General features: G+C 35.1%; 17 protein-coding genes. 14 read left to right on the forward strand and 3 right to left on the reverse strand.

Going from position 1 to position 17,852, the window contains the following annotated elements:
• Positions 1–66 precede the first annotated feature (66 nt).
• The 13 genes from BST92_RS09950 (at position 67) to BST92_RS10010 (ending at position 15,624) form a co-directional block, all read left to right on the forward strand.
• Positions 67–654, forward strand: coding sequence for a hypothetical protein (locus BST92_RS09950; protein ID WP_105071313.1), 588 nt, complete (start codon positions 67–69; stop codon positions 652–654).
• Positions 655–787: 133 nt separating this feature from the next.
• Positions 788–1,720, forward strand: coding sequence for a peptidylprolyl isomerase (locus tag BST92_RS09955; protein ID WP_105072245.1), 933 nt, complete (start codon positions 788–790; stop codon positions 1,718–1,720).
• Positions 1,721–1,876: 156 nt separating this feature from the next.
• Positions 1,877–2,968, forward strand: a complete 1,092-nt coding sequence (locus tag BST92_RS09960) for a BT_3928 family protein (protein WP_105071314.1) — start codon at positions 1,877–1,879, stop codon at positions 2,966–2,968.
• Positions 2,965–4,041, forward strand: coding sequence for an ABC transporter permease (locus BST92_RS09965; protein ID WP_105071315.1), 1,077 nt, complete (start codon positions 2,965–2,967; stop codon positions 4,039–4,041). The genes BST92_RS09960 and BST92_RS09965 overlap by 4 nt, the downstream gene beginning before the upstream one ends.
• Positions 4,042–4,063: 22 nt before the next feature.
• Positions 4,064–4,816 (forward strand): triose-phosphate isomerase, encoded by a 753-nt coding sequence (gene tpiA / locus BST92_RS09970; protein ID WP_105071316.1) that lies wholly within the window; start codon positions 4,064–4,066, stop codon positions 4,814–4,816.
• Entirely contained in the window at positions 4,806–5,390 is a 585-nt protein-coding gene (locus BST92_RS09975; RefSeq protein ID WP_105071317.1) for a DUF1287 domain-containing protein, read from the forward strand. Before tpiA ends, BST92_RS09975 begins: the two co-directional genes overlap by 11 nt.
• Positions 5,380–6,231: a 50S ribosomal protein L11 methyltransferase gene (gene prmA, locus BST92_RS09980; RefSeq protein ID WP_105071318.1), complete on the forward strand. Its 852-nt coding sequence runs from the start codon at positions 5,380–5,382 to the stop codon at positions 6,229–6,231. The genes BST92_RS09975 and prmA overlap by 11 nt, the downstream gene beginning before the upstream one ends.
• 60 nt (positions 6,232–6,291) lie before the next feature.
• Positions 6,292–6,567: an ATP-dependent Clp protease adaptor ClpS gene (locus BST92_RS09985; RefSeq protein WP_105072246.1), complete on the forward strand. Its 276-nt coding sequence runs from the start codon at positions 6,292–6,294 to the stop codon at positions 6,565–6,567.
• Positions 6,568–6,717: 150 nt separating this feature from the next.
• Complete coding sequence (locus tag BST92_RS09990) at positions 6,718–7,389, forward strand: TetR/AcrR family transcriptional regulator (protein ID WP_105071319.1); 672 nt, start codon at positions 6,718–6,720, stop codon at positions 7,387–7,389.
• A 3-nt stretch (positions 7,390–7,392) separates the two neighbouring features.
• Entirely contained in the window at positions 7,393–9,066 is a 1,674-nt protein-coding gene (locus BST92_RS09995; RefSeq protein WP_105071320.1) for a peptidase domain-containing ABC transporter, read from the forward strand.
• Positions 9,067–9,072: 6 nt separating this feature from the next.
• Positions 9,073–10,428, forward strand: a complete 1,356-nt coding sequence (locus BST92_RS10000) for an HlyD family secretion protein (protein ID WP_105071321.1) — start codon at positions 9,073–9,075, stop codon at positions 10,426–10,428.
• Entirely contained in the window at positions 10,406–11,881 is a 1,476-nt protein-coding gene (locus tag BST92_RS10005) for a TolC family protein (protein ID WP_202963791.1), read from the forward strand. Before BST92_RS10000 ends, BST92_RS10005 begins: the two co-directional genes overlap by 23 nt.
• A gap of 131 nt (positions 11,882–12,012) precedes the next feature.
• Complete coding sequence (locus BST92_RS10010; protein ID WP_105071322.1) at positions 12,013–15,624, forward strand: T9SS type A sorting domain-containing protein; 3,612 nt, start codon at positions 12,013–12,015, stop codon at positions 15,622–15,624.
• Positions 15,625–15,683: 59 nt separating this feature from the next.
• Here the strand turns inward: BST92_RS10010 and rluF are convergent, their stop codons facing one another.
• Positions 15,684–16,451, reverse strand: a complete 768-nt coding sequence (rluF, locus tag BST92_RS10015; RefSeq protein WP_105071323.1) for a 23S rRNA pseudouridine(2604) synthase RluF — start codon at positions 16,449–16,451, stop codon at positions 15,684–15,686.
• A 93-nt stretch (positions 16,452–16,544) separates the two neighbouring features.
• On the opposite strand from rluF, the gene BST92_RS10020 reads away from it, so the two are divergent.
• Positions 16,545–16,904, forward strand: a complete 360-nt coding sequence (locus BST92_RS10020; protein WP_105071324.1) for a hypothetical protein — start codon at positions 16,545–16,547, stop codon at positions 16,902–16,904.
• Between the two features lie 10 nt (positions 16,905–16,914).
• On the opposite strand, the gene BST92_RS10025 is transcribed toward BST92_RS10020, so the two are convergent.
• Together BST92_RS10025 and BST92_RS10030 are read right to left on the reverse strand one after the other, a co-directional pair.
• Complete coding sequence (locus BST92_RS10025; RefSeq protein WP_105071325.1) at positions 16,915–17,370, reverse strand: DUF1569 domain-containing protein; 456 nt, start codon at positions 17,368–17,370, stop codon at positions 16,915–16,917.
• A 2-nt stretch (positions 17,371–17,372) separates the two neighbouring features.
• On the reverse strand, positions 17,373–17,831 hold the full coding sequence (locus tag BST92_RS10030) for a transcription elongation factor (RefSeq protein ID WP_211292474.1): 459 nt from the start codon (positions 17,829–17,831) through the stop codon (positions 17,373–17,375).
• Positions 17,832–17,852 lie beyond the last annotated feature (21 nt).

Below are 17,852 nucleotides of genomic sequence, written 5' to 3' on the forward strand. Positions count from 1 at the left end.
GAAAACTACTTAACAAGCGACAGCCGAAAAGCTTATAGAGTAGGCAAAACCCTAAATATTAAAGTCATGAAAAAAATGATACTTTTAATGGCAGCTGGTCTGATGATGATGACTACTGCACAGGCTAATGAAGTTCTTGTAAACCAAGATAATTTACAGGGTGAATTAACACGTTACCGCAATGCGCAACCAGTTCTTTTTGCTCTTAATGGCATAGACTATGCTGTTTTTCCAGATGGACGCGTTGAGTTTGAATTACCTAATACAAGACAAGTTTATGGTAATCGTAGTAACTATCGCAGATATGATGTTAATAGAAGGTCATCAAATCGATCTAACAATCGTGTTTTTGTGAAATATAATCGTCGAGGTCAGGTAACTAAAATAGGCAATACTCGCATCTCATATTTTGCAAGCGGTCGAGTGGCTCGTATTGGACATATTAATATGGACTACACACATAGAAGTGGTGTTTTGAATCAAGTAGGTGGATTAGAAGTAAGATATAATCGCAATGGTAAATTAATTGCTGCACGTGGACAGGTAAATATGCGTGAACGACTTACTCATAACCAGGATTTTGGGTATTTTCCAGATGATAATCACGATGATTGGGATGATGGTGTTTTCTTTAAAAGAGGATCTACAGACTAATTGTAATTGAAATAAACCTTTCTGCCATAACAACTATGAAGTTGTTATGGCTTTTTTAATTTTAATTTGTGAAAAAGCTATTAGTTAGACTTTGAGTTGATTGCGTATCTTTGCAGCCTTAAAAAAAGAAGACATGCAAGAAGGTATTTATGCAAAATTTAATACGACTAAAGGTTCAATTTTAATTCAACTTCACCACGATAAAACTCCTGGTACTGTTGGTAACTTTGTGGCACTAGCTGAAGGTAACTTAGAAAACGATGCAAAACCACAAGGAACGCCGTACTATGATGGTTTAACTTTTCACAGAGTAATACCTGATTTTATGATTCAAGGTGGTGATCCACAGGGATCTGGTGCAGGTGGACCAGGATATAAATTTGATGATGAATTTCACCCAGAATTGCGCCACGATGGTCCAGGTGTCTTGAGTATGGCAAATGCCGGTCCTGGAACAAATGGATCTCAATTTTTTATTACACATGTTGAAACGGCTTGGTTAGATGATAAGCATACTGTTTTTGGTAAAGTTGTAGAAGGTCAGGATGTAGTAGACGCTATTGCACAAGGAGATTCTATAGAAACTGTCGAGATTATTAGAGAAGGTGAAGCAGCACAATCATTTAATGCTGTTGAAGAATTCCGTCAGTTTGAAGGAGCTGCAAAATTACGTGAAGAGCAAGCACGTAAACAAGCAGAACAGGATCTAGATGAAATAGCGGCTGGATTTGATAAAACTGAAAGTGGATTGCGTTATAAAATTATTCAACAAGGTAATGGTGCGCAGGCTGAAAACGGTAAAACCGTATCTGTACATTATAAAGGGATGTTGCCTAATGGTAAAGTGTTTGATTCTAGTTTTGAACGTAAGCAGCCTATTGATTTCCAATTAGGAGCAGGACAAGTTATTGCTGGATGGGATGAAGGTATTGCATTACTTAAGGTAGGTGATAAGGCTAGATTAGTGATTCCATCTCATATAGGTTATGGTAGTGCTGGAGCTGGTGGAGTGATTCCACCTAATGCAACACTAGTCTTTGATGTTGAGTTAGTAGGCATTAAATAATTCTTAATTATCAGATATTCAAAGCATCGATTTTAAAAGATCGATGCTTTTTTAATTTCTAGTCAATTCTTATACCTCTAAAAATCTCATAAACTAAACAAGCATAAGCCTACAACTCAACGCTAATTCCTATATTTGAGCAACTAAAAAAATATAATGAAAGCACTGGTTCAGTTTTGTAGATGGTTTGTAGGTATCCTGTTTATTTTCAGCGGTTTAATTAAATTAAATGATCCTTTAGGATTCTCGTATAAGCTAGATGAATACTTCAGTGCTGCTGTATTAGGTCTTGAGTTTTTACAACCATTAGCCTTACCTCTTGCTATATTTCTAGTCATTTTTGAGGTTGTTTTAGGTGTCATGTTGCTCATAGGTTTTCAAAAGAAGTTTACGATTTGGTCCTTATTATTAATGATCATTTTCTTTACGTTTCTGACTTTCTATTCTTGGGCATTTGATAAAGTTACTGACTGTGGTTGCTTCGGTGATGCGATACCATTGGTGCCATTTGAATCATTCCTTAAAGACGTCTTGCTTACTATTTTAATAGTGATTATGTTTTATAACATGAAGTATATTCAACCGCTTTTCGCGAAAGCGTCCTTGAAATATATCATTTTAGTAGTTACTTTAATTTGTTTTGCAATAGCTTATTATGTGTTAATGCATTTACCTACCCTAGATTTTAGAGCATATAAAGTAGGTGTTAACATTGAAGAAGGCATGGCCGAAGATCCTGATAATCCAGACGTATATGCATACGACTGGTATTATACTATTGATGGTAAAGAAGAAATTGTGTCTACAGAAGGAGCTCCACCTAGTGGATACCCTAAATATGATAAAGTGGAGCCTAGACTTGTTGAAAAAGGATATGTGCCACCTATACATGATTTTTCTATTGAAAGAAAGGGAGAGGATTTTACAGCTGATATACTCTCCAAAGAGAAAATAGCTATAATCATCACTTATAACTTAAGCAAGTCTGAAAGTGAAGGCCTCTATAAATTAAACGCTTTTATAGATCGTGCAGAAAGTGCTGGTTATGAAGTGTTAGCGTTAAGTGCATCCAGTGATAGTCAGGCACAAGAAATAATGAAGAAGTACGGTTTTGAAACTACTTTTTATGTTACTGATGAAACGGCACTTAAGACGATAATACGTTCTAATCCTGGTATTATTCTATTAGATAAAGGAACGATTATGGCAAAATCACATTGGAATGATATCGATAGCCTAGAGTTATGATATCCTATGTGCTGCGCAAGATAAGCTATGCTTTACTCACTTTATATGGAGTTATAACAGTAGTCTTTTTACTCTTTTATTTATTGCCAGGTGATCCGGCTCAAATGATGATGGGGCAAAATGAAAGTGCTGAACAGCTTGCTATAGTAAAACATAAATATGGTTTTGATCAATCTTTAGGTACACAGTATCTTTATTTTTTAAATGATTTATCACCATTATCTTTTCATAGCTCTAGTCCTGTAGACTTCACATATAATGACGGTTTAAAATATACGGGTGTTTCATTATTTAAGATAGGTGATACTGTTGTGCTTTTAAAGTTTCCGTATCTAAGACAGTCTTTTCAGAAAACGGGAAAAAACGTCAGTGCTGTAATAGAAGAAACTTTACCTAATACTATAATTCTTGCTGTAGCCGCTATATGTGTAGCTTTGATTTTAGGATTATTCCTAGGTGTGGTATCTGCATTATATAGAGATGGCTGGTTAGATAAATTCATACAGGTAGTAAGTACCATGGGAATGAGTGTTCCATCATTTTTTAGTGCCATATTATTTGCCTTTTTATTTGGTTATGTTTTACATGAATTTACTGGTTTGAAAATGAGTGGTAGTCTTTATGAAATGGATGATTATGGAGAGGCAATGCACATTCAATGGCGCAATTTGATATTACCAGCTGTGGTATTGGGTATACGTCCACTAGCTGTTATAACTCAGTTAATGCGCAATAGCTTATTAGAGGTCATGAGTCAAGAGTATATTACCACCGCATATGCAAAGGGTTTAACCACTTTACAAGTTTTAAAAAGACATGCTTTTAAAAATGCCTTAAATCCGGTTGTCACGGCAGTCAGTGGATGGTTTGCTAGTATGCTTGCTGGTGCGGTATTTGTTGAATATATTTTTAACTGGAATGGTCTAGGAAAAGAAATAGTAGAAGCTCTTAACACGTTAGATCTACCTATTATTACTGGAGCAGTATTAGTTATTGCTGCGCTCTTTATAATTATCAATATCTTTGTAGATATAATTTACGTTTGGCTCGATCCCAGAGTTCAACTCGATTAATACCACTTTAAAAAAAAATACGATGAGAAAAAATATAGTTGCAGGTAATTGGAAAATGAATTGTGATTTATCCATGACACAAACCTTAATTGGTGACCTTAAAAAAGAACTTAAAGCAGATTATAACTGCGAGTTGATGATAGCACCTTCTCATCCATGTTTGTATCCTGCTTTTAATAATACCTTAGATACACCCATAGAAGTAGTAGCCCAAAATGTATGCGAGCATGAAAAAGGAGCCTATACAGGAGAAGTATCTATAGACATGCTACAAAGTGTAGGAGTTAAAACAGTAATCATAGGCCATTCAGAGCGACGCGATATCTATGCAGAATCTGATGAACTATTGGCAGCAAAAACTCTTGCCGCAGTTGAAAAAGGTATGCGTGTTATTTTTTGCTGTGGTGAACATCTTGAGCAACGTAAAGCAGGTAATCACGTAAACACGGTAACAGCGCAAATAGAAAAAGGACTTTTTCAATTAGATACTTCTCAAATGGAGCAAATAGTTATTGCATATGAACCTGTATGGGCAATTGGAACTGGAGAAACGGCTAGTCCTGAACAGGCCCAAGAAATGCATGCAGAAATTAGATCTTTTATACAGGCAAAGTATGGTGATATGACTGCAAGACATACCAGTATTCTTTATGGTGGAAGTGTAAAACCTAGTAACGCTAAAGAAATTTTTGCAAAGCCGGATGTTGATGGTGGCCTTGTAGGTGGTGCATCGCTAGACGCAAAATCTTTTCTTGCTATTGCAGATGCATTTTAGAAAAATACTATTAACACTATTACTGTTAATACCTTTTACCAGCTTTTCTCAAACTAGTTTTGGGTGGGAATTAGCACATGCTGCTGGAGAACTGACTAAAGATGACGTCACTTATAACGGCGCATATTTTTCTATTAATTACCCAGGCGGTGACGTGCCTTCTAATTATGGTGTTTGTACAGATGTAATCATCAGGGCATATCGCGCCTTAGACATAGACCTTCAAAAAGAAGTACATGAAGATATGAAAAATCACTTCAGTGCCTATCCACAAAATTGGGGTTTAAGTCATACAGACAGTAATATAGATCACAGGCGAGTGCCTAATTTAAGACGCTTTTTTGAACGACATAATAGTTCTTTAAAAGTTAGTCTTAACGTGTCAGATTATTTGCCAGGTGATGTCGTAAGCTGGGTTTTACCTAATGGATTAACTCATATAGGCATTGTTAGTAAAAATAAAATTAAAGGAACTAATAGGTACTATATAGTTCACAACATAGGAGCAGGACAAGTGTATGAAGACTGTCTTTTTCAATTTAATATAACCGGACATTACAGATATGAGCCATAGCGTCACAGATCAAATTTACATAGAATATCAATTTACAATAACACCGCTACAACCATGGAACGATGTTTTAATCGCACAATTAGGAGAAGCCGGATTTGAGAGTTTCGTTGAAACAGAAACAGGTGTCACCGGTTATGTTTTAAAATCAATCGACAGCGATTCTATTTTAGAAAGTGTAGATATTTTAAAAAATGAGATGGTAGATATCGCTTTCGCGAAAGCAGAAATAGAACCCACTAACTGGAATGCAGAGTGGGAAAAAAACTTTAACCCAATCACTGTGGACAACCGTTGTGAGGTAAGAGCACCTTTTCATGAAGCGACTGGTGTAGAATATGACATCGTAATTGAACCTAAAATGAGTTTCGGTACTGGTCATCATCAGACCACTCATATGATGATTCAGCATTTGTTAAATGAAGATCTATCGGATTTAAAAGTTCTAGATATGGGTAGCGGTACTGGAGTGTTAGGTATTCTCGCGCAAATGCGAGGTGCCCTAGAGGTGGATGCAATAGATATTGATACCTGGTGTTATGAAAATGCTATTGAAAATGTAGAACGTAATAATGCTGACAATGTTAATGTCATTCTAGGTGGTGCAGAGCAGTTAGAAAATAAATTCTATGATTTTATCATAGCAAATATTAATAGGAATATCTTACTTCAAGATATACCTGTTTATAGTAAATGCTTAAAGTCTGGTGGCACCATACTCTTTTCAGGATTTTATACTGAAGATCTTGAATTAATTAAACAAGCCTGTAATAAAGTGAGTATTCAATACGACTCACATATGGTAAGAGACAATTGGGTAGGACTTAAAATGATTAAGAATTAAAAATTAAGACGCTTTTAAAATTTAGTTTAATATCTTTTTTACCTTTGTAATATGATGATTATGAGTACAAAAGAAAAAGTATCTCCAGAGTTAGACTTAGAGGTGCTAGAACAAGAAGAAAATAAAATTGTTCTTTATAATGATGAGGTGAATACCTTTGACCATGTTATAGATATGCTAGTTGCAGCCTGTGACCATACACCGCTACAGGCAGAGCAATGTTCTATGATTGTTCATTATAAAGGGAAATGCAGTGTGAAAACTGGCGCATATAAAGATCTTGAGCCACGCTGTTCAAAATTATTAGAAGCCGGTTTAACGGCCGAGATTCAGTAACAGAATCTTATATCTTATTTATAAACCTGTGATTTTCACAGGTTTTTTTGTGCTTCATTATTTAATGATAGTTTCTGTATTGTTAAATAATACTAAAACTATTCATTATTAATAGTAATACTATTATGTTTGTGTGGTAATACAATTAACATGGACCAATTACTACAAAATTTAAAGGTACAGATTAACGATAAAATCTTTGTAAAAGATCCTGAATCATCTGAATTAGGGCAGCGCATTATCAGTAATAGTATAACCATGATACATGAAATGGGCTTTGAACAATTTACATTTAAAAAGTTAGGCAAGTTAATAGGCTCTAATGAGAGTTCTATATATAGATATTTTGAAAATAAGCATAAGCTGTTGCTGTACCTAACATCATGGTATTGGGGCTGGTTAGAGTACCAGCTGGTAATCGAAACTCTTAAAATTACACAGCCTACAGACCGTTTGCGTAGAGCGGTAGAAATCATAACTCAACCTATTGAGCAAGATTCAAAGTTTGAACATATAGATGAGGTAGTTTTAAATAAAATAGTCATTGCAGAGTATTCTAAATCTTACCTAACAAAAGAGGTGGATGAGGAAAATAAAAGCGGCTACTTTACCATTTATAAACGATTAGTTGAGAGAGTGAAGGATATGATTTTATTGGTGAATGCAGATTATCCATACCCTTCATCATTAAGTAGTACGATACTAGAAGGTGCACTACATCAACATTTTTTAAAAGATCATTTTAAAAACTTAACAGATTGTAATGATCAAGTATCACCTACAGATTACTTCAAGCATTTAGTATTTCAAACTCTTAAATAAATTATGGCAAAAAGTAAGAATATTTTAACCGCATGGCAGCGCTTAGTAAGAATGCTTAAGCTGGACAAGAAAGATGTACGACAGATCTTTTATTATGCCATATTTGCTGGATTGGTAGGTTTATCATTACCTCTAGGAATTCAAGCTATAATTAATTTAATTCAAGGAGCGCAAATAAGTACCTCCTGGATTATACTGGTTATTTTAGTAACCTTAGGTGTAGCTTTTGGTGGAGTATTACAACTTATGCAAATAAGGATAACAGAGAACATACAACAAAAGATTTTCACACGTTCTTCATTTGAATTTGCATATCGCTTTCCTAAAATTAAAATGAGTGAATTGCACGGTATTTATCCGCCTGAGTTGGCTAATCGTTTTTTTGACACATTAACTATTCAAAAAAGCCTGTCTAAGATTTTAGTAGATTATCCTACGGCATTACTACAGATACTCTTCGGTTTAATACTACTATCTTTTTACCATCCATTTTTTATTATCTACGGATTTTTACTAGTATTATTAGTCTATATTCTTTTCAAATTTACCGCGCAAAAGGGATTAGATAGTAGTTTAATGGAGTCACAAAGTAAATATAAAGTGGCTCACTGGTTGCAAGAGGTGGCACGATCTATTGTTAGCTTTAAATTATCAGGTAAAACGACTCTTGCAGTTGATAAAAATGATCAACTCACAGCAGAGTATTTGAAATATCGAGAAAAGCATTTCAACGTTTTGATTAGCCAGTTCACACAAATGATAGGCTTTAAAGTTCTAGTGACAGCAGGTTTATTATTAATAGGTGGTATTCTGGTATTGAGTCAAGAAATGAACATAGGTCAGTTTGTAGCTGCAGAGTTAATAATATTAATCATCATCGGTGCTGTTGAAAAATTAATCACAGGCTTAGAGTCAGTTTATGACGTTTTAACCTCATTAGAAAAATTAGGTAATGTAGTCGATAAAGAATTAGAGCCTATGGATGGAGAAAAACCATTTAAAGATGATGATAATTTTTCTGTTGACTTGGAACACGTAACCTATGAAGTAGAAGATAGAAGTCTTCCTATTATAAATGACGTGTCTCTTAAAATTACTCAGTCTTGTAATATTGCTTTAAGAGGTAATAACGGTAGTGGTAAAGCTACTTTATTGAGACTCATAACCGGTATTATAGAACCTACACATGGTAATATATATGTCAATAATACTGATTTAAGAGGAGTTAATTTAAATTACTACAGGTCGCATATAGGACAATCATTAACTGAAGAATCTCCTTTTGAAGGTACTTTGAGAGAAAATATAACCTTTGGTGATCCTGAAATAACAGATGATGAAGTTTACTGGGCTTTAAGTAAGGTAGGACTCAATAGCTTTTTGAAAAAGTTACCATTGGGCTTAAAGACTATTTTATTTCCAGAAGGAAAGCAATTATCCTATACAGTCTCTAAAAAAATTGTTCTTGCTCGCAGTATTGTACGCAAGCCCAAAATGCTCATTCTTAAAGATCCATTAGATCAATTTGATGAGTCTGAAGCAGAAAGAATTATGGAGTTCTTAACCGATAAAAGTAATGGATGGTCCTTAATTGTAGTGAGTCAAAACCCGGCGTGGACCAGTAAATGTAGTCGTGTAGTGACACTTGATCAAGGTAAATTAATAGAAGATAAATAAAGAACGATGCTCAATATTTCTCAAACAGAATTAGTAAAAAGGCTAGATCTTATTAATTATAAGTCTGGTCAGCGTGTTCTAGAACGTAGACACTATAAATATTTCAATAGATTTTTAACAGGTGCCGCAATTGCCTGTGTGGTTATGTTATTCTTACCATGGACACAAAATGTAACGGGTAATGGATATGTAACAACACTTACACCAGATCAACGACCACAGACTATTCAATCACCCATTCCAGGTAGGATAGAGCAATGGCTTGTACGTGAAGGTGACTTTGTTGCAAAAGGAGATACCATACTGCGTATAAGTGAGATCAAGAACGAGTATTTTGATCCTAATCTAGTGAAACGTACAGGACAGCAAATTGATGCCAAAACCATGAGCGTATCTTCATATAGTGAGAAGGTAAAAGCATTAGAAAATCAAATTGGTGCACTAGCTCAAGAAAGACAATTAAAACTAGAACAAGGTCGCAATAAGTTGATGCAAGCACGATTAAAAGTGACCACAGATAGTATCGATTATATCGCAGCACAAACTAATTTAAAAATTGCCGAGACTCAATTATTACGTGCACAAACCTTAAATAATGAAGGTCTTAAACCGATGACTGAGGTTGAGGAAAAGCGTTTGAAAACTCAAGAAACTCAAGCTAAATTAATATCTCAAGAAAATAAATTATTAACGAGTCGTAATGAAATCATTAACGCTCAAATTGACCTTAATCGTATACAACAAGAGTATGCAGAAAAAATAGCCAAAGCGCGTAGCGATCAATTTACAGCACAGTCTAGCCAGTTTGATGCAGAAGCACAAGTATCTAAACTAGAAACAGATCGTACAAATTATCAAATGCGTAATGATCTTTACTTTATAACAGCACCACAAAATGGATATATCAATAAAGCTATTTTTGGTGGATTAGGTGAAACGTTTAAAGAAGGTGAGCCATTAGTAAACGTAATGCCTGCAGATTATGACCTTGCCGTAGAAACCTTTGTAGAGCCGCTAGATTTACCTTTAATTCATCTAGGTGAAGAGGTGCGTGTCCAGTTTGATGGCTGGCCAGCCATCGTTTTTTCTGGTTGGCCTAATGTTTCCTATGGTACCTATGGTGCAAAAGTAGTTGCTGTAGAAACCTTTATCAGTGATAATGGAAAATATCGCGTTCTACTAGCACCAGATGAGAACGATCATCCATGGCCTACAGCATTGCGTGCTGGTTCTGGTGCATATACCATTGCTTTATTAGAAGATGTGCCTATTTGGTATGAATTATGGCGACGTTTAAACGGTTTTCCACCTAATTATTATCAGCCTAAAACGACAAAAGATGCCGATAAGAAAAAGAAATAAATCCCTATTGCTCATAGGTCTGCTCATCAGCTTTATAATGAATGCCACTGTGGTGGAGAGTCCGCTTTCGCGAAAGCGCACACAACACAGCTCGCAACTATCAACCATTGCTCTAGATTCTACTGAAATGAGTTTTAGAGAGTATATGGGGTTTGTAAAAGCGCATCATCCTATTGCAAAGCAAGCTCAATTATTAATCGATGGTGGACAGGCTAACTTGCTGCGTTCTCGTGGTGGATTTGATCCAAAAATTGAGGTAGACTATGATCGTAAGGAATTTAAAGGAACAGAGTATTATGATCAACTTAATGCGATGTTCAAAATACCTACCTGGTATGGTATTGAATTTAAGGCTGGTGTTGAGCGCAATGAAGGAACTTTTTTAGATCCTTCTAATACAGTTCCAGAAAATGGATTGTATAATGCTGGTGTAAGTGTTAATCTAGGTCAAGGGTTTTTGATTAATGAACGTATGGCCACCTTACGTAAGGCCAAAATTTATAATGAGCAAAGTATAGTTGATCGCGATTTATTAGTTAATGCGGTTTTATATGAAGCTGCACTTGCATATTTTAAATGGTGGCAAATACATGAGGAATACAAAGTCTATGATCAGTTTTATGAAAATGCCCAAATCAGATTTCAAGCGGTAAAAACTAGCTTTCTAGCAGGTGATAAGGCCGCTATAGATACTGTAGAAGCAGGCATTGCGGCTCAGAACAGAGCGCTCAATAGAGAGCAAGCTCGTATAGAGCTTGTTAAACAACGTCTTGAGCTTTCTAATTTTTTATGGCTTAATGAGATACCTGTAGAATTGCAACCTACTATTGTGCCTCAAGCAGATTTGAACAACGAGATCGATACAACGCTAGAAATTTATGGTTTCTCTTTAAATGAATTTACCATAGAAAATCATCCTAAGTTGCGTTCAATGAATTTTAAAATTGATCAATTAGATATCGATCGCAGATTAAAGGCAAATAAATTATTGCCTAAGTTGACACTGGATTATAATTTTTTGTCTCCAGAATGGAATGAATTTAATAGTTTTCAAACAGCAAATTATAAAGGTGGTATCACTTTTTCTATGCCTTTATTTTTAAGAAAAGAACGTGGTGATTTAAAGCTAGCACAAATTAAAATTGCCGATGCACAATACGACCTGGCGTCAACACAGTTAGAAATTAAAAATAAAGTCACTAGTATTTTTAATGAATTAGATTCTTATACCGTTCAAGTAAATATGATAACTAATATTGTAGAGTCATCGCAAATTATGTTAACGGGAGAAGAACGTAAATTTGACTTAGGTGATAGCTCATTATTTTTGATCAATAGTAGAGAGGTTAAATTAATAGATTCAAAACTTAAGGAAATTAATACCTATAAAAAGCTGTTTATATCTAAAGCAAATTTATTTAAGAGTCTAGCAGTAATGCCAGAAAACCTATAATGTAGGAATCTTTTTCACGCAACCATCTGGTTATTAGTTCATCTATGGAATAAGTCAGTAGTCTAATAAAGGTCGTTCAATACCTGAAATGACCATGATTTCAACTAACTTATAACCATAAAACTACCGCCATGAAAAGAATTTTACTCTTAACAGTACTACTGTTGACTACCATTGCTACAGCACAAGTAACTGCTGGTCCAGTTCCAGATTATATTTTATGTGATGATGTTTCTAATGACGGAACAGAACTTTTTGATTTGACTTTTTGGGATGCTACGGCAATAGGGAATCAAAGTCCTGCGACGCACAGTGCAACTTATTTTTCTTCCCAATTTGATGCTGTTAATAATTTGAATCAATTGCCCATGGCAAATTATTCAAACGTTACTAATCCAGAGTTGATATTTATACGTGTAGATGATAATGCAACGGGTAACTTTAATATTACTACAGGTAATTTAATAGTTGAGACCTTACCTGTTGTTAATAATCTACAGAGCTTTACCTATTGCGGTTCAATTACTGCTACCGGTGAGGTTCAAGTAGATCTTTATGATATCGAGCCATTTATGTCAAATGGTCAGAACAATTTGCTTTTCACTTATTTTTTAAGTCAGCAAGATGCAGACAGTAATTCAAATCCGCTTTCTACAACTTTTATCCATCAGGCAAACTCTCCTGTAGATTTATTTATACGAGTACAAACTTCATTAAATTGTCACATAGTCATTAATGTAGTTGCAATTTTAACAGACTGTAATCAGAATACTCAAGTAGTAGATCTAGAAGAGTGCGAAGATCAAAATAATTCAGCATGTTTTGACTTAAACGTGAATGATTTTCCAGCTCTAGGAACGCTTTCACCAAACCAGTATAGTGTCACTTATCATATTTCTCAAGTTGATGCTGATAATAATGTAAATCCATTAACTTCTCCTTATTGTACATCTACATCTCAACCTATCTTTGTTAGAGTTCATGATATCACTACAGGAAGTGGAGATACTTCTCAATCTTTTAACTTAGTTATCAGTCCAGCACCACCAGTATTTAATTTAACTCCTATTACGGGCTGTGATGACGATGGAGATGGATTTATAGATTGGGACAGTAGTGCGGTACTTGCCGAGATTGATGCCACTGCAACACCTAACATAGACAGTGCGTTTACAGAGTACTATTTAACACAGCAAGATGCTTTAGATCGTGTTAATTTAATAGGTTTTGGAGCAAACTTTTCAACGACAGCAGCAGTCAGCCAAGTTTATGTTAGAACAGATTTTTTCCCTTCGGGCTGTGCTAGCGCCTCTCCATTACAGTTAATTACAGACCCAAATTGTTTCTCCATAGGCAATCCGTCTCATTTATTACAATGTGCAGATCCTGGAGTTCAAGTGTGTTTTGATCTCACACAACACGCTGGTCAAATAATGGCAAATAATAATCCTACAGATTTTAGTATTTCTTATCATCTCAGTGATGCAGACGCAAATACCGATACCAGTGCGATATCAGCTCCTAACAATTATTGTATAAATAGTAATCAGATCATATACTTCAGACTAGAAGAAAATGCAACAGGAGCCTATAGAGTAGGCAGTTTTGATCTTTTTATTAATACTTATACCTATGATAATACAGTCTCATTAATACTAGATGAGTGTGATACAGACCTTAATGGAAATGTAGACTTTGATTTAACTTTAATTGCAACACAGCTTAACGCAGGTGCAATATTAAGTTATTATGAAGATCCTATTGATGCTCAAAATGAGACACAAGCGATCACTAATCCATCACTTTATAATTTACCAGTTAATAGTCAATTCAACACCGTTTATGTAAGGGAAACTGTTGCTGGTGATTGTGATTTGATTTATACCATTCAATTGAATGCACAAGGAAATTGTAATAACTCTTACTTATGTGAAAATGCGCTATCATTATGTGATCGTATAGGACAACCATTTGTGAATATAGCTGATAATTCAAATGCACAACTAGGTAATTATTATCCTTTTTCTCAATCAACAGGTCCTAGAAATCCATCATGGTTTTATATTCCTATAGAGACTAGTGGTGATTTAACTATTGAAGTGTGGCAAAACACACAACCAGATTTTTTAGGGCAGGATTTAGACATTGATTATGCTTTATATGGTCCATTTACAACAGCAACAGGTGGATGCGCAAATGGTCTTACACAAGCTAATTATGTAGATCATAGTTTCTCTGTAAACATGCCCGAAATAGGCCAAATCAATAATGCTCAATCTGGTGAATATTACCTTTTATTAACTTCAAATTTTTCGAACACTGCTGGCTTTTTAAAAGTAGAAATTGGAGCAGGAAGTACTGCTACCGTTAATTGCGATGGAATAAGAATGCAATCCATACTAGATGTTAACCTTAACGGTGTTGTTGATGCTACAGATGTTCCTTTTCCACTAGGGATATTTGATTGGGAAAAGAACATGAATGGTAGTGTCATGCAAGTTGTAACGCCACTATCAGCTTATACTATTTATGACTCAGATCCGGCAAACAGTTATGACTTGGGCTATAATGTAATACCAGCATATGCTTCAAATTACACAGTATCGCCTGCAACCTATAGTGCGCAAAGCATACCAGCAGGCTCAGGCGTCACAACTAGAGATTTTCTAGTTACTCCACTCGCTGCTTATGAAGATGTCGTCGTATATATCATACCGCAACAGCAACCACGTCCTGGATTTACTTATAAAGAAACAGTCGTCTATGCAAATCTGGGAACCACTCCAGTAGCAACGGGACAATTGCAGTTTTCCTATGACCCACAACTTTCTATTGTTGCAGTAGATGATCCAACCGCTGTTATTAACCCAACGAGTGTGGATTTAAACTATACAAATCTATTACCATTTGAATATCGAACTATGGAAATAGAAATGCAAATTCCAGTAATACCTAATATTAATCTAGGTGATATATTAACTAACACAGCAAGTATAACACCTGTAGCAAATGATATAACACCTCTTAATAATACTAGTGTAAGTTCTCAAATAGTGATAGGTAGCTATGACCCTAATGATAAAATGGAATCTCGTGGAGCCTTCATCAACCCATCAGAATTTGGTCCTAGTGATTATTTCTACTACACCATTAGATTTGAAAACACAGGAACGGCAAGCGCTATCAATGTAAGAGTAGAAGATACATTAGATGCGCAACTAGATTGGTCGACATTAGAAATGATTAATTCTAGTCATAACTATGTGATGGAGCAAATGGAAGAGCAAGTCGTATGGAGATTTGATAATATATTATTACCAGACTCTACCACAGATCCTGTAGGTGCAAATGGTTACATATACTTTAAAATTAAGCCGCTTGCTTCTAGTGAAGGAACCGTGATTCCTAATACGGCCGAAATTTACTTTGATTTCAATCCGCCTATTATCACTAATACATTTACGTCTACCTTCCGCACTCCATTGAGTATCGATGAGCCAGCAGTGGTGAATTTCAGTTTAATTCCTAATCCTACTTCTGGTATTGTTCAGGTAAACTTGCAAAATGCCGTTCTAGATAACGCACAGGTTGTTTTATATGATGTGAGAGGTAGAATTACGCTTTCGCGAAAGCTGACTAATAACAATCCTCAACTCGATTTTACAGATCTTCCTGCGGGAATCTATATTGCCGAGCTGCGCAATGGTGACCAAACTTATACGACTAAAGTTGTCAAACAATAAGGTACAACACTACAAAATAAAAAAGCCTCGATGTTAAATCGAGGCTTTTTTTTAATTTTCTACTCATCATCTATTTCGTCAAAACTATTGTTTTCTTCTTCATAGGTTTTGGTACTTTCAGCAGTAAGTCTGTAGATTTCATCGAGTTCTTCTTGAGTTAAGTCACGATAGGTGCCTTTAGGAATATCCAGCTCTACATTCATAATACGGATACGCTTTAATTTTGTTACTCGATAATCGAGGTATTCACACATGCGACGTATTTGTCTATTAAGACCTTGAGTGAGAACGATCCTGAAGGTTTTACGTCCTATTTGCTCTACCTCACATTTTTTAGTAACGGTATCGAGGATAGGGATTCCTGACGCCATTCTTCTTATAAATCGGTCATCTATACTGTGGTCTACCGTGACTATATATTCTTTACCATGATTATTACGAGAGCGCAAGATCTTATTAACAATATCTCCATCATTAGTCAAGAAAATTAATCCTTCGCTCATTTTATCTAAGCGGCCTATAGGGAAAATACGAGTCGGATAGTTGATATATTCTATGATATTATCAGGTTCAACACGTGTATCTGTAGTACATACAATTCCTGTAGGTTTGTGAAATGCGATATAAACAGGTTTTTCTTTCTTTTTTGAAATAGGTTCACCATCAACGGCAACTTTATCGTTGGGTTGAACTTTAGTTCCCATTTCAGGAACAGAACCATTGATGGTGACGCGTTGTTGCTCGATTAATCTATCTGCGGCGCGACGTGAGCAAAAGCCTTGTTCACTCAAGTATTTATTAATGCGTATTCCTTTATTTTCAGACATAGGGCAAAGGTAGGATTTTGAGTTTATATTTTCTTCTTTAAAGATGTTATTGAAGCTGCAGTTCAACCTACCTTTGTCCTTTAAATTATTTTCATGACTCCACAAGAACAATTCTTAACACAAACCCTTTTCAAAGATCTTCAATACACAGTAAAAGGTGAATCTATTTATGTGTTTAATGCTGATCAATTTAAAGAATTGATTAAACGTTGTGCTAGTAATGGAGTAGGAGCATACAGGTTGCTAGTATGGAGCGATAATGAAGTCGTAAAAATAGCATCGCATAATGAGTATAATAAAAAGGCGACAGATGTAAGATGGTTGAAGACCGCCTACTATAAATACTTTTATGAGGATAAGACCTTCAATTTTAGCACAGAATTTAAAATCTCTGATAAACTTTTAGAGCGTACTGAAATTTTTGTTCCCAAATCTAATGAGGAAGAAGAGTAGATGACGTTTTTTATCTGATGATATCACGTATAATTTTTAAGTGGTGCTCTGTGTGGATATATAGAAATTTTTGAGATTCTTTTAAATTTAAATGTCCAAATAGTGGATGCTTAAAATGGCTTTTAGAATCTAACTGCTTCAAGCTTTCAATTCTTTTTGAGGCAATTCGTAGTTGTTCTAATAAGTGATTTTTTGAGATTGTCTCTTTAGGTAAAACATGTTTAGGAGCGCGACCTTTTCCTCGAGGAATTTTTTTAAATGTCATTATGGTCCATTTAAGAAAAGACCATTTGGGTTTAAAATCATTAGGTTGAGAAGATGCCAGAGCTTGAGGAATGCTATTAATAACTTGTAGCGCATGATCGATATGCCAGTAGCTACCCACTTTTGATACTTCATTATTTTCTTGATCTCCTAATTGCGTCAAGTTTTGAAGTTCTGTAAGTTGTTGTTTGATTTGTTGCATCTTTAATAAATTTCCTGAATGGTAAACTTTTGATCATTAAAACTAACAATATCATTAGTTTTTTTATGTTTCAGCGCTACTCCTATAGGTGATTGTAGCGATATACAAAATATAGCCTCACCATCTACCATTATTTTTCCCATACCGGCGCTTACATAAAACCAGCCAGCAGGCAATTTTAAAAGTGCGCCAGGTTCTACCATATCACACTTTTTTAAAGCTTCTATTTTTTGAAAATGCTCCATTATTTTAGAAGTATCTGCTAGTTGTCTTTTATATAGATCTTCTTCATTTTGGATCATGGCCATTCCCGTTTCATACTTATCACCAGCACTACTTTTAGTTTCATTTTGTTTAGAATCCATTAATCTTTCTAGATTTTTAGCGATAGTAGAAATATGGTCTTTGAGAATATGATAACATTGATCATATACTTCTTTTTTAAAGGTAGTAGATTTCATAAATGTGATTAGACTGTAAAA

The sequence above is a fragment of the Nonlabens arenilitoris genome (assembly GCF_002954765.1).
Taxonomy (GTDB): domain Bacteria; phylum Bacteroidota; class Bacteroidia; order Flavobacteriales; family Flavobacteriaceae; genus Nonlabens; species Nonlabens arenilitoris.

What these genes read in the sequence shown, in the direction of transcription:
- tpiA (WP_105071316.1), top strand. Translation starts at nt 4,064, where the DNA reads ATGAGAAAAAATATAGTTGCAGGTAATTGGAAAATGAATTGTGATTTA.
- BST92_RS09950 (WP_105071313.1), top strand. Translation starts at nt 67, where the DNA reads ATGAAAAAAATGATACTTTTAATGGCAGCTGGTCTGATGATGATGACT.
- BST92_RS09960 (WP_105071314.1), top strand. Translation starts at nt 1,877, where the DNA reads ATGAAAGCACTGGTTCAGTTTTGTAGATGGTTTGTAGGTATCCTGTTT.
- BST92_RS09965 (WP_105071315.1), top strand. Translation starts at nt 2,965, where the DNA reads ATGATATCCTATGTGCTGCGCAAGATAAGCTATGCTTTACTCACTTTA.
- BST92_RS10020 (WP_105071324.1), top strand. Translation starts at nt 16,545, where the DNA reads ATGACTCCACAAGAACAATTCTTAACACAAACCCTTTTCAAAGATCTT.
- rluF (WP_105071323.1), bottom strand. Translation starts at nt 16,451, where the DNA reads ATGTCTGAAAATAAAGGAATACGCATTAATAAATACTTGAGTGAACAA.
- BST92_RS10025 (WP_105071325.1), bottom strand. Translation starts at nt 17,370, where the DNA reads ATGCAACAAATCAAACAACAACTTACAGAACTTCAAAACTTGACGCAA.
- BST92_RS09975 (WP_105071317.1), top strand. Translation starts at nt 4,806, where the DNA reads ATGCATTTTAGAAAAATACTATTAACACTATTACTGTTAATACCTTTT.
- BST92_RS10030 (WP_211292474.1), bottom strand. Translation starts at nt 17,831, where the DNA reads ATGAAATCTACTACCTTTAAAAAAGAAGTATATGATCAATGTTATCAT.
- BST92_RS09990 (WP_105071319.1), top strand. Translation starts at nt 6,718, where the DNA reads ATGGACCAATTACTACAAAATTTAAAGGTACAGATTAACGATAAAATC.
- BST92_RS10000 (WP_105071321.1), top strand. Translation starts at nt 9,073, where the DNA reads ATGCTCAATATTTCTCAAACAGAATTAGTAAAAAGGCTAGATCTTATT.
- BST92_RS09985 (WP_105072246.1), top strand. Translation starts at nt 6,292, where the DNA reads ATGAGTACAAAAGAAAAAGTATCTCCAGAGTTAGACTTAGAGGTGCTA.
- BST92_RS10005 (WP_202963791.1), top strand. Translation starts at nt 10,406, where the DNA reads ATGCCGATAAGAAAAAGAAATAAATCCCTATTGCTCATAGGTCTGCTC.
- BST92_RS10010 (WP_105071322.1), top strand. Translation starts at nt 12,013, where the DNA reads ATGAAAAGAATTTTACTCTTAACAGTACTACTGTTGACTACCATTGCT.
- prmA (WP_105071318.1), top strand. Translation starts at nt 5,380, where the DNA reads ATGAGCCATAGCGTCACAGATCAAATTTACATAGAATATCAATTTACA.
- BST92_RS09995 (WP_105071320.1), top strand. Translation starts at nt 7,393, where the DNA reads ATGGCAAAAAGTAAGAATATTTTAACCGCATGGCAGCGCTTAGTAAGA.
- BST92_RS09955 (WP_105072245.1), top strand. Translation starts at nt 788, where the DNA reads ATGCAAGAAGGTATTTATGCAAAATTTAATACGACTAAAGGTTCAATT.